Below are 12,233 nucleotides of genomic sequence, written 5' to 3'. Positions count from 1 at the left end.
GCCATCTGAAGGCGATGTGTTTAAACCTGTTGAAAGCGGCAACAGGCTAAGTGTGCCTGTTGCTGCCTAAAAGGCGGCCGGATGCCTGATTATGGGGTATCCAGGGAGGATTAAGGGGGCATTTGGGTAGAATTAGGAGTGATTTGGGGAGGGAAATAGTCGAAAACCTGTTTTTGGGTTTCGGTTGTCGAGGGAAGGGCTTTTTTGCAAAGGTCTCGGATAGCCTCTTGTCGGATGAGGATATAAAAGATAAAGGGAATAAAGAGATGTACTTAAATGTATTTGATGGAAAACGGAATAGGGCAACTGTGCAGAGGGGCTACTCTTTGATACAGCTGTTGGTGGTGATGTTGTTGGTTTCAATATTGGCGACGGTGGCATTTACGGCCTACCGGGAATCGGTCCGCTCGGCCAACCTGCGTGCGGCTCATGCAGCCCTGCTGGAAAATGCGCGCTTTATGGAGCAGTTCTACACGAAGAAGGGCAGCTTTAAGCTGACGTCGACGAAATGGCCGGAGTTGCCGGTGAAGGAGGCGGGCGGTTTCTGTATCAGGATGAGTGGTCAGGCTAAGGGGATCTTGGAGGGGAAGTTTACTTTGAAGGCGGTGGCGCTGGACAGGGAGGCGGAACCGAGGGTGTTGCGCTTGAACGAGTCGCTGACGGCGGTGGTGTGCGGGAAGATGAAGGTGAAGGGCAGCTGTACGGACGGTGAGGAGATATTTAGGGGTAATGATACGGAGTGTAAACCATTTGGCGCATAGAGTGGTTGTCTGAAGGGATAAAAGAAAAAAGGGCAAAAGAAAAGGACGTGCGTGGGAACGTCCTTTGGTGAATGAAGATGGGTTATTCGCTCCAGCTGACCCAGCCCAGCATCCAAGTAAGGAGAATCAGACCACCAAATACAATACGGTAGTAGGCAAAAGGCACATAGTTTTTACTGGAGACAAATTTCAGCAATGCTTTTACTGCCAATAAACCGGCGATAAATGCTGCGATAAAACCGATAGCAATTTGTCCGACATCTTGCAAGGTAAAGAGTTTGTAGTTTTTTAAGATATCGTAACCTGTTGCCGCAATCATCATCGGTACGGCAAGGAAGAATGAGAACTCAGTAGCTGTTTTACGTTCCAGTCCCCATAGCATACCGCCCATGATGGTACTGCCTGAACGTGATGTACCAGGGATAAGGGCACAAATTTGGGCGCATCCTACAACAAATGCGTCGATTGGGCGCATATCATCTACATGATTGACTTTAGGTTTGGTTTTTGCTTGGCGTTTTTCAACCCATAAAATGAAGAAACCACCCAGTACCAGCATGGTAGCAACGGTAATTGGGTTGAAAAGGTGTAATTTGATTTGTTTGCTGAACAATAGCCCCACAACCGCAGCCGGTATGAAGGCAATAAATAAATTCAGTACAAAGCGATTGGCTGTTCGTTCTTTACCCAATCCTTTTATGATATGGGTAAATCGTTGGCGGTATTCAAATACGACGGCTAATACGGCACCGAGTTGAATAGCAATTTCAAATACTTTTCCGTTGCTTTGAAAGTTCATTAAGTCACCGAATACAATCAGGTGACCGGTACTGGAAATAGGGAGAAACTCGGTTAAACCTTCGATAATACCGAGAATAAGTGCTTTAAATAAAATCAGAATGTCCATAAGTTTTCAGACGGCCTTGAGGCCGTCTTTCTTTTGTTGAATAGTTAAAGTGGTTTTGAGGATTGTTCGCGGCGGACTTTGACGATGAGCTCGTCTATGGTTTTCATACCTGCTTTCCAGTCGGTACCGTTGAAATTGATTTTGTATTTTCCACCGACGATGACAGTTGGTGTGTTTTCAATTCGATAAGTTTCCGTCAATTGCTGCATTTTTGCAGCAGCCGATGCGGCAGCAGGACTATTGTAGGTTTGAAGCAGTTTTTTACTGTCAAAACTCGTCTGTTTACCCACCCATGATCGGAATACATTGGTATCGGCCAGGTTGATTTTTTGTTCGTAAACTGCTTTGAAGATGACTGGATTAGCTTGATATTTCAAACCTGAAAGATTAACGGCTGCGGCAACCTTGGCCAAACCCAACATTTCAGGCATCCAAACGACGTGCTCCGTCCGTAAGGAAACATCTTTAGCAAAGGTTTTACTGTGTTGCAACAAAACCGGATCGAGATGGTAACAATGGACGCAGAAGTAGCCGAAAAACTCAAGCACTTCAATTTTGCCGGCTTGTTGCTGCGGGATAGGGCGACTGAGGACAGTATAGTCCACGCCCTCGGTAGCAGCCTGAGCACTCAGACTGAGCAGGCTCAGGCCGAGTGCGGCAATGGTTTGTTTTATACTCTGCTTCATCAGTGATTCCATTATTTGGTAGAACGAATCAAGCTGTTGATATTATGGCCTTGCAGGTTTTTTTGCAGTTTTACAGCGGCTTCCTGCGGCATAGTGTTACTTTGAACTCGGTAAATGGTTTTGTCGCCGTTTTGCGATTCAACCACTCTTGAAGAAACACCTAAAATAGCCAATTTTGCACGTTGTGAGTCTGCGCTGGAGCGGTCTGTATATGAACCAAGCTGCAGGAAGGCTTTTTTACCGCTGTTGGCAGCTGTTTCGGTTTTTTCTGCTGACTGTTTACTTGCAGAGTTGTTACTTTCTTTTGCTACAGAGGCATTTGCTGCTTTACGTGCTTTTTCGATGCTGCCGCTATTGAGGATTTGCTCAGGTGTCGGCTTGTTTTGCTTTTTGGCTTCAGCCGCTTTTTTCTCGGCCAGTTTGCGCTCGGCACGCTCTTTTTGTTTGGCAGTCAGTTGGTCGACTGCTTTTTTGTCTTTAGCAGCTTTATCGGTAGTTTCTTTTTCCGCTTTGGCTTTTTCTGCGCGTTTTTTCTCTAACTCAGCTTTTTTCTCGGCCAGTTTTTTCTTAGCAGTTTCTTTTTCTGCTTCAGTTTTTGCAGCTTTTTCTTTGGCTTCGCGTTCGGCTTTGTCGGCATCAGTTTTGTCTGCTCTTTCTTTGGCTTCACGTTCGGCTTTATCAGTGGCGGCTTTTTCAGCTTTTTCTTTAGCTTCACGTTCTGCTTGTTCGGCTTTTTCCTGAGCTTCTTTTTCCGCTTGAGCTTTTTCTTCATCTGCTTGGGTAGATGAATTATCGGTAGCTGGGCGTTTCTCTGCTTTCTCCTGAGGTTTCAGGATTTCAGATTCTTCGCTTTGTTTAGGCTGAGTCAGCTCTTTGAAAACGTTTTGGTTGCCTTGATTCAAGAAGAACAAAATACCGGCAATAATACCTGTTGCCAGTATCAGGCCGAAAAAGAAACCGGCCAAGCCTTTGCCATATTGTGTAGATTTTTTCATGACTTACCTTGTAATAATGTGTTCAGACGGCCTGAAAGGAGACTGTCTGAGTTTGGATTCGATATTTTATCAATAACCGTTATAGACGGCAAAATCCTGATGCTTTGTTTACTCTAGTTTTACTTAAACATAAAGATTCAGGCCGTCTGAAAAGTTAAAGGGCGCGACGGAAGCCGATGGCTTTCATCACATGGGTTTTGCTGACTTCTTCGTCCCCTGCCAAATCGGCCAGTGTACGGGCAACGCGCATGATGCGGTGAAAACTTCGTGCGGAAAGGGACAGTTTTTCGAGCATGGTTCCCAAGGCTTCTTGCGCTTCTTTTTGGATACGGGCTTTGCCATCGAGCTCGCTGACACTCAATTCGGCATTAACTTTGCCTTGTCGGCCGTATTGGATTTTACGCGCGGCGGTAACGCGTTCTAATACGGTGGCACTGGATTCTCCGGTTTCTTGTTGCATCAGCTCAGCGGCGGAAAGGCTGGGTACTTCGATGGTTAAATCAATGCGGTCGAGTAATGGCCCTGAAATTTTGCTGCGGTAACGGGCGATGCTTTCAGGCGTGCAGCGGCAAGGTTTGGACGGATGACCGAGATAGCCGCAAGGGCAGGGGTTCATGGCGGCGACGAGCTGGAACTTGGCCGGATAAACAGCTTGGCGTGCGGCGCGGGAGATATGGATTTCGCCGTTTTCCAAAGGTTCGCGCAATACTTCCAATACTTTACGGTCAAACTCGGGCAATTCGTCTAAAAACAACACACCGTGGTGCGCCAATGAAATTTCACCCGGACGCGGGTCGGAACCGCCGCCGACCATGGCGGCCGAGCTGGCGCTGTGGTGGGGGCTGCGGAAAGGGCGGTTGCTGTCGAGTTGCTGTTGATGGTTGGGCAGGAGCGAACGCAATGCCCATACTTCGACCAATTCGTCTTCGGTCAAAGGCGGAAGGATTCCGGGTAAACGTTGCGAAAGCATGGATTTGCCTGTACCCGGCGGACCCATCATCAGCAGGCTGTGTCCGCCTGCCGCTGCAATTTCCAAAGCAAGGCGTGCGGTATGCTGGCCTTTAACATCGGCTAAATCAGGAATTTTACTTTGTTCAGACGGCCTTTGCGTCAGCTTGCATTCAGTTTGTGTCAACGGTTCGATACCGTTTAAATGCGCGGCCACTTCGCCTAAAGAACGCGCACCATAAACCGCGATACCGCGCATGACGGCAGCCTGTTCGGCATTTTCTTGCGGCAAGACGAACGAACGGCCTGCCTGCATTCCCTGCCATGCCATGGCCAGTGCGCCGCGTACGGGACGCAGCAGGCCGGACAGTGCCAATTCTCCGGCAAACTCATATTGGGCAAGCTTTTCAGGATTGATTTGTCCCGATGCGGCAAGAATGCCCAAGGCAATCGGCAAATCGAAACGGCCGGATTCTTTTGGGAGGTCGGCCGGTGCAAGGTTGACGGTAATTTTCTTGGCGGGAAAGTCGAAGCCGCTTTGGATGATGGCAGCACGTACACGGTCGCGGCTTTCTTTGACTTCAGTATCGGGCAAACCGACGATATTGAAATGTGGCAAGCCGTTGGCAAGGTGGGCTTCCACTTCGACCAACGGCGCATTCATGCCGCTTAAGGCGCGGCTGTAAACCAAAGCAAGCGACATATTTCAGACGGCCTTATTCGGCAGCTTCGGTTTGTTGTTTGATTTCGGCAACAGCTTTTTCAGCAGCGGCTTCGGCCGCTTTCAAAGCAGCTTCTTCAGGCTCTTGAGCGGCTTCGAGTTTGGCCAAACGGGCTTCCAATTCGGCCAGTTTGGTACGGGTTTTAATCAAAACCTGTTGTTGGATGTCGAATTCTTCGCGGGTCACTAAATCCATGCGGTTGAACGCGCTGCCGAGCATGGCTTTAACGTTTTTTTCCATGTCTTTGGCAGGGCTGTTGGCGATGGTTTCGCTGATTTTGGAGCTGACTTCTTCAAAAAGTTGTTTGCCGAACATAATCCGTATCCTTTATTCAGAATGTATATAGAAATTCAAGTGGCTATTGTATAAGGAAAAAGGCCGTCTGAAAACGTTTTGCTTTTCAGACGGCCTCAAATGCGGAAGTTTACACGCCTGCGGCTGCTTTTAATGCGGCTGCTTTGTCGGTGCGCTCCCAAGTAAATTCAGGCTCTTCGCGGCCGAAATGGCCGTATGCGGCGGATTTGCTGTAAATCGGGCGCAAGAGGTCGAGCATTTGGACGATGCCTTTGGGGCGCAGGTCGAAATGTTCGCGAACTAAGGCAATCAGTTTTTCTTCGCTGATTTTGCCTGTACCGAAGGTATCGATGGAAATCGAAGTCGGTTCGGCAACGCCGATGGCGTAGGAAACTTGGATTTGGCATTGGGTTGCCAAACCGGCGGCTACGATGTTTTTTGCAACATAGCGGCAGGCGTAAGCGGCGGAACGGTCCACTTTGGACGGGTCTTTGCCGGAGAATGCGCCGCCGCCGTGCGGAGCCGCACCGCCGTAGGTATCGACGATGATTTTACGGCCGGTCAAACCGCAGTCGCCTTGCGGGCCGCCGATAACGAAGCGGCCGGTCGGGTTGATCAGGTATTTGGTTTCGTCGGTCAGCAGTTCAGACGGCAGAACCGGTTTGATGATGTGTTCGATCACGGCGTTTTTCAGCTCTTCGTAACCGATAGACGGATCGTGCTGGGTAGACAGGACGACGGTGTCGATGCGTTTTACTTTGCCGGTTTTGCTGTCGTAAACCACGGTCAGTTGGGCTTTGGCATCAGGACGCAGCCAAGGCAGGCGGCCGTCTTTGCGCAATTCGCTTTGGCGTTGCATCAGGCGGTGGCTGTAATAGATGGCAAACGGCATCAGGGTAGGGGTTTCGTCGCAGGCATAGCCGAACATCAAACCTTGGTCGCCTGCGCCTTGGTTTAAGTCGATGCCTTCGCCTTCGTTCACGCCTTGGGCGATGTCCGGAGATTGTTGGTCGTAGTACACGCCGACTGCGCAGCCGGTAGCATCAAAGCCCAGCTCGGAGGAGTTGTAGCCGATGCGTTTGATGGTTTCGCGTGCGACTTTGATGTAGTCCACTTGGGCGGTAGTCGTGATTTCGCCTGCCAATACGCACAAGCCTGTGTTGACCAAGGTTTCTGCGGCGACACGCGCTTTTGGGTCTTGCGCCAAGATGGCATCCAAAATCGCATCGGATACTTGGTCGGCAACTTTATCCGGATGGCCTTCGGATACCGATTCGGAAGTAAACAGATATTCGCTCATTGCTATTCTTTCATTAAAAACAGGCTGCTGTGTTTTCAGACGGCCTTTTATTTCGGACAGCGGAAATCATAACAAAAACTCCGCTTTTTCTCTATACAAGTGAGAAACATTCGCACTTGCCTGCTGTTTCGGAATCCTGTTGCGCGTTTCTTACAGGCAAAAAAATTCCCGCATTAAGCGGGTTTGGATTGCTCTGGCGAGCCACATCGGTTTTTCAACCGTCCACCTTACCTTTCCGTTTGAAAAGCAGGTTGGCATGGAATTCCCAACTCTTAATGCAGTGCGGATAGTAGCAGAAAAGCAGGTGTGCCGCAATATATTTGCCCGAAGTCTGTTTTGTTCAGACGGCCTGTTTCGTTTACAATCTGTCCACTTCATTTTGGTAAAACCTTATGCAAACGCTTGTTACCTTTGTTTTTAAATTTTTGGCCGCTCTGCCTTTGGCTTGGTTGCACAAATTAGGCAATCTGCTGGGCAGTTTGGGTTTCTGCGTGCTGTCGAAAGATCGCCGGCGTGTTTTCGAAAACATGAAACTTGCCGGTTTGAACCCGACGGATGAGGCGGTGAAAAAAGTTTTCCGTGAAACGGCAAAAGGCGGCTTGGAATTGCCGGTGGCGTTTTTCAGACGGCCTGAGGAAATTGAGAACCTGTTTGTCAGCGTCAACGGTTGGGAACATGTTCAGACGGCCTTGAGTGCGGGCGAAGGTTTGCTGTTTATTACGCCGCACATCGGCAGCTATGATTTGGCGGGCCGCTACATCAGTCAGCAACTGCCGTTTCCGCTGACGGCGATGTATAAGCCGCCGAAAATCAAGGCTTTTGATGCGGTGATGCAGGCGGGGCGCGTGCGCGGTAAAGGCAAGACTGCGCCTACCAGTATTCAGGGCGTCAAACAAATTATTAAGGCTCTGCGCGGCGGCGAAGCGACCATTGTTTTGCCGGACCATGTACCGTCTCCCGAAGAAGGGGGCGACGGCGTGTGGGTGGACTTTTTCGGCAAACCTGCCTATACCATGACGTTGGCGGGCAAGCTGGCGCAAGTCAAAGGCGTGAAGGCTTTGTTTTTCTGCGGCGAGCGTCTGCCCGATGGCAAAGGCTTTGTCTTGCACATCGAGCCTTTGCGCGGTGAGTTGAACGGCGATAAGGAGAACGATGCGCGCGTGATCAATGAAAATACCGAATATTGGATACGCCGTTTTCCGGAACAATATTTGTTTATGTACAATCGCTACAAGCATCCCGAAGGCGCGCCGTTGCCGCCTGCTTGAGTGGGATAGATTCAAAACCTGCTTTGAGGAAAGCAGGTTTTTATTTTGGTTGGGAACTCAGAAGATTTTCTTTCGGCTTAAACAAAGCCGAGGTTCAAAAAGAAATACATTAAAGCCTAGCGTTTGCACTGTCCACGATATTTAAATGGCAAAGACCGTCTGAAAAGCGGTTTCAGACGGCCTTTACCGTAATCTTTTGCCTTTTATTTTCATACGCTGCTGAACCGTTTGCCCTGATGGCATTATAATGCGCGTAATTGTTTTTTTGATGGCATGTCATGTTTTATCTCTTTCAATCCGACCGTTTGGAATCGCTTGCCGAAATGTGCGCGCGTATTCATCAGGCTTCGCCCTTGGATTCCGTATTGGCGCAGGAAGAAGTGGTGGTGCAGAGCCAGGGTATGCGGCGTTATCTGAATGTGTTTTTCGCGCGCGAACTCGGCGTGGCGGCGAATTTGAAGTTCAGCCTGCCTGCCGGTTTGGCGTGGCAGCTGATGCGCAAATTGGTTCCCGATGTGCCGCCGCTCAGTCCGTTTTCACCTGAAGTCATGCGTTGGCGTTTGCTGGATTTGTTCCGCAGCGAAGCGTTTCAGACGGCACCGGAATACGAAAACGTGCGCCTGAAGCTGGAAAGTTATTTGCACAGCTCGGCATCGGCGGATTATCAGCTTGCCGGACAGATGGCGGATATTTTTGACCAATATTTGGTGTACCGCCCGGACTGGATTGATGCGTGGCAGGCTGGGAAGCTGCTGGGTTTGGGCGATGATGAGGATTGGCAGGCGCGGCTGTGGCGTTATTTGGACGATGGCAGCCAATCTGCGCCGCACCGCGTGGCCTTGTGGGAAAAGCTGTTGGCGCAGTTGGATAAATCAGTCTTGCCGCAAAGGTTGTTTGTATTCGGCATTTCGACAATGGCGCCGATGTATCTGCAACTGCTGCACCAAATTTCCAAGCATTGCGATGTGTTTGTGTTCGCGCTCAACCCGAGCAGTCAATATTGGGGCGAGGTCATCGACGAGGCGCAGATTTTGAAAAGGGGCGATGAGGCGGATTTGTCGCAGGCAGGGCATCCGCTGTTGGCTTCTTTGGGCAAGCAGGGGCGCGATTTCTTTGATTTTCTGTCGGAAGTGGAAACCGAGCAGGATATTCAGGTTTATGAAGAGGGAAAAGACGATACTTTATTGCATTGCCTGCAAAACGATATCCAAAACTTAATCATGCCGTCTGAACGCTTATATCAACAGGAAGAAGGCGAAGCAGGCGCGCAGTCGGTTTTGGTTCAAGTCCACGATGCGGACGGCAATCCAGTGTGTGTCGAGCCGGACGAGCTGCTGAATGACGGTTCCGTCAAAATCGTTGCAGCACACAGCCCTTTGCGCGAATTGCAGATTTTGAAAGAAGAGCTGTCGCTGGTGTTGCAAAATAATCCCGATTGGCAGCTGCACGATATTGCCGTGTTGACACCGAACATCGAGCCGTACAGCCCGTTTATCGAAGCCGTTTTTGGACAGGCGCACGCAGGCAGCCAGGCTTTGCCGTATTCGATTTCGGATGTGAAGCTCAGCCGCCTCCAGCCGTTGCTGTATGCTTTGGCGCAAACTTTGGACTTGCTGGAGAGCCGGTTTGAAGTGGATAAGGTTTTGCCCTTGCTGGAAAGCTGGTTGGTACTGCAACGTTTCGGTTTGAGCGAGGAAGATGTGCCGCTGCTGCATGAGACTGTTGCCGGATTGAATGTGCATTGGGGTTTGGACCAAACCATGCGTGAGGGCAAAGACAACCTCTTTACTTGGCAGCAGGCGGTAGAGCGTTTGGCTTTGGGCTGGATGTTGCCCGAAGGCGGCAACGGCATGTGGCAGGGCGTGAGCGCGTGGCATAGCAACGTCAATCAGCTGGACGTGTTCAGCGGTTTTGCCGAATTTATCCGCACTTTGGCCGATATGGCGGCGCAATGGCAAGAGCCTGCCAATGTGGAAAGTTGGGTGCAGCGTTGCCGTGCTTTGCTGGAGAAACTGTTTGCTCCGGATACGGACGACCAATACGCCAAGCAGCAGTTTGAGCAGTCTTTGGCGAAATGGCAGGAAGAGGCGCAGTTGGCCGAATTTGACGGATTGTTGCCGTGTAAAACCGTTATCCGCCATATCCGCCGCTTTTTGGACAGCGAAAGCCAAGCCGGATTTTTGAGCGGCGGTATCACTTTTTGCAGTATGGTGCCGATGCGCAGCTTGCCGTTTAAAATGGTTTGCCTGTTGGGTTTGAATGACGGCGATTTTCCGCGCAATACCAAAGCGGCGGTGTTCGACCTGATTGCCAAATATCCGAAAAAAGGCGACCGCGCCCGCCGCGACGACGACCGTTATCTCTTCCTGGAAGCCTTAATCAGCGCGCGCGAAATGCTGTATTTGTCTTATATCGGCCGCGATATACGCAATGATGCCGAGTTCGCGCCGTCTTCGTTAATCAGCGAGCTGCTGGATACCATTGCCGCCATGACGGGGAAAAGCGGGCGCGAGTTGTCGGAGAAATGGGTGAAACATCATCCGTTGCAGGCGTTCTCACGCCGTTATTTCCAAAAGGACGCGCTTTCAGACGGCCTCTTCAGTACGCGCCAAGATTACGCCGATGCGTTGAACCAACCGCAAGCGGAAGCGCAACCGTTTTTCCTTGAGGCCTTAAGTCAGGAAGAGCCGGGCAAAACCATTCACCAGGGCGAGCTTGTCAGTTTTTGGCGCAACCCTGTCAAAGTTTGGCTGAAGAAAAATTTAAGCTGGGATCAGCCGTATCTGGACGGCGCATGGGAGTCTGCCGAACCGTTTGAGCCGCAACATGAGGGTCGGATTGCCGATGCCTATTTGGATGCGCGGCGCAAAGGGGAAGATTTTGAAGATACGGCCATTCGGCTGAATGCCGAAAGCCTAATGCCGGTGGGCGAGTTGGGCGGTTTATGGCAGAAGCAGTATCAGATATCTGCGAAAAACGTAGATGCCGAGCTGATACGCAGTAACAAAAGGCCGTCTGAACCTTATGAAGAACACTTTGACGACTTGGTTTTACAAGGCACCATCGGCAATCTTTATGAATGCGGCCGCATTGTGTTCCTTAATCAAAAAGACAATGCGCCCAACCGCATTGCCCGTTTATTGGAGCATTTGATTTTTTGCGCCGTTGCCCCTCAATCCGTTGCAAACCGACAAACCTATATTGTCAGCTTGGGGCGGACCGAAACCTATGCCGCCATCGGGCAAGAGGCGGCGAGGGAGCTTTTAAAAGAATGGCTGGTATATTTCCGAATCGGACAAAATACCCCCTTGCCGTTTTTTGCCAAAACCAGCCTTGCCGCAGCGGAGGAGTACAACAAGAAAGAGGATTGGGATGCTGCCTTGAGAAAAGCCCATGAGGTTTTTAACGGCAATAAAATGAGCAAAGGGCAGAAAGAATATACCGAAGTGAAGCTGGTGTTTGGCCATTCGGAAGAATCGCCTCTTGATGAGCCGCTATTTGAAAACCTCGTCGTCAATCTGCTTGTTCCGCTTTTGACCGGCGTGGCAGGGAAAACCGATACAACAGAATAGGAGTAAAGCATGACCACTTATGCAGAATATTTGGATTTTGATACCGAAGAAGATAAATTGAAACAACAGCAGCTCTATCAGGTGACCGAGCTGTCGGCGCAAACGGTGGCGGCGGTTAAAAAGATCAGCCGTCCGCAAAACTGGCTGCTTGCCGCTGCGCCGTATTGCCCAGATTGCCGCGTGTTTGTGCCGTTTATTCAAAAAATGGCGGAGTTGAATCCCAATATCCGCGTCAACTATATTGCCCGCAACGATTTTGACGACAGCAGCCGTTTTGAGAATCCGCGCCAACAGGAAATCGTCCGCGCCAATCAAAAAATCCCTGCGCTGTTTTTGATGGGTCATGAAGAGGACGGGCCTGTGTTTAATGAGTTTCCGCAAGTGGTGTTGAACCAAATTGCGGCAGATGAAACCCGTCGCACGGAATTGCGCGATGCATACCGTGCCGGCGAATTTAATGCCGATATTGAGGCGCAGATTGTAGCGGCGTTGGCATGGGCAGAGTAGCGGTGTTGAGCAGATATTGCTGGTGTGTAAGGCTGTGTTTTGAACCGCTTTGATATTTTGCTTTGTAATAAAAAGGCCGTCTGAAAAGATTTCAGACGGCCTTTTTTGATGCTTAACGCTTTATTAAATCTCGATTTTATTCGGCGTAAAGGTTTGCCATTTGTTGCAGGCAGGGCAGTGCCAGAAGAAGACTTGGGATTTGAAGTGGCAGTTGCGGCAGCGGTACATAACGCTTTTTTGCAGCTGGCGGCCGATAATGGAACGAATCATATC

General features: G+C 50.2%; 10 protein-coding genes, 1 pseudogene and 1 riboswitch. Of the genes and pseudogenes, 4 read left to right on the top strand and 7 right to left on the bottom strand.

The window, feature by feature from the left end; all coding sequences use genetic code 11:
* Positions 1-347: 347 nt before the first annotated feature.
* The gene (locus ACTHSP_RS12720) at positions 348-761 is read left to right on the top strand and encodes a type IV pilin protein (RefSeq protein ID WP_440346210.1); all 414 of its coding nucleotides are present in this window, start codon (positions 348-350) and stop codon (positions 759-761) included.
* 82 nt (positions 762-843) lie between these two features.
* On the opposite strand, the gene ACTHSP_RS12715 is transcribed toward ACTHSP_RS12720, so the two are convergent.
* The 6 genes from ACTHSP_RS12715 to metK form a co-directional block, all read right to left on the bottom strand.
* Positions 844-1,668, bottom strand: a complete 825-nt coding sequence (locus ACTHSP_RS12715) for an undecaprenyl-diphosphate phosphatase (RefSeq protein ID WP_049328710.1) — start codon at positions 1,666-1,668, stop codon at positions 844-846.
* A 44-nt stretch (positions 1,669-1,712) separates the two neighbouring features.
* Positions 1,713-2,354, bottom strand: coding sequence for a thiol:disulfide interchange protein DsbA/DsbL (locus ACTHSP_RS12710; RefSeq protein WP_049351017.1), 642 nt, complete (start codon positions 2,352-2,354; stop codon positions 1,713-1,715).
* Between the two features lie 11 nt (positions 2,355-2,365).
* Positions 2,366-3,349, bottom strand: coding sequence for an SPOR domain-containing protein (locus ACTHSP_RS12705; RefSeq protein WP_440346209.1), 984 nt, complete (start codon positions 3,347-3,349; stop codon positions 2,366-2,368).
* A gap of 154 nt (positions 3,350-3,503) precedes the next feature.
* The gene (locus tag ACTHSP_RS12700; protein ID WP_308905210.1) at positions 3,504-5,000 is read right to left on the bottom strand and encodes a YifB family Mg chelatase-like AAA ATPase; all 1,497 of its coding nucleotides are present in this window, start codon (positions 4,998-5,000) and stop codon (positions 3,504-3,506) included.
* Between the two features lie 13 nt (positions 5,001-5,013).
* The gene (locus ACTHSP_RS12695) at positions 5,014-5,334 is read right to left on the bottom strand and encodes an accessory factor UbiK family protein (RefSeq protein ID WP_440346208.1); all 321 of its coding nucleotides are present in this window, start codon (positions 5,332-5,334) and stop codon (positions 5,014-5,016) included.
* A gap of 109 nt (positions 5,335-5,443) precedes the next feature.
* Entirely contained in the window at positions 5,444-6,613 is a 1,170-nt protein-coding gene (gene metK, locus ACTHSP_RS12690) for a methionine adenosyltransferase (protein WP_371464985.1), read from the bottom strand.
* A gap of 173 nt (positions 6,614-6,786) precedes the next feature.
* Positions 6,787-6,897, bottom strand: a riboswitch (SAM-I-IV-variant riboswitch).
* Positions 6,898-7,005: 108 nt separating this feature from the next.
* On the opposite strand from metK, the gene ACTHSP_RS12685 reads away from it, so the two are divergent.
* The 3 genes from ACTHSP_RS12685 (at position 7,006) to ACTHSP_RS12675 (ending at position 11,960) form a co-directional block, all read left to right on the top strand.
* Complete coding sequence (locus ACTHSP_RS12685) at positions 7,006-7,881, top strand: lysophospholipid acyltransferase family protein (RefSeq protein WP_371464984.1); 876 nt, start codon at positions 7,006-7,008, stop codon at positions 7,879-7,881.
* 278 nt (positions 7,882-8,159) lie between these two features.
* Positions 8,160-11,453: an exodeoxyribonuclease V subunit gamma gene (gene recC, locus ACTHSP_RS12680; RefSeq protein ID WP_440346207.1), complete on the top strand. Its 3,294-nt coding sequence runs from the start codon at positions 8,160-8,162 to the stop codon at positions 11,451-11,453.
* Positions 11,454-11,462: 9 nt separating this feature from the next.
* Complete coding sequence (locus tag ACTHSP_RS12675; protein WP_440346206.1) at positions 11,463-11,960, top strand: thioredoxin family protein; 498 nt, start codon at positions 11,463-11,465, stop codon at positions 11,958-11,960.
* A gap of 123 nt (positions 11,961-12,083) precedes the next feature.
* On the opposite strand, the pseudogene ACTHSP_RS12670 reads toward ACTHSP_RS12675, so the two are convergent.
* Positions 12,084-12,233, bottom strand: a pseudogene (locus ACTHSP_RS12670) (lipopolysaccharide assembly protein LapB); the annotation flags it as partial.

Source organism: Neisseria sp. P0001.S005, assembly GCF_051963715.1.
The sequence above is the reverse complement of the archived record's forward strand: the minus strand, read 5'-3'. Positions and strand labels throughout refer to the sequence as shown.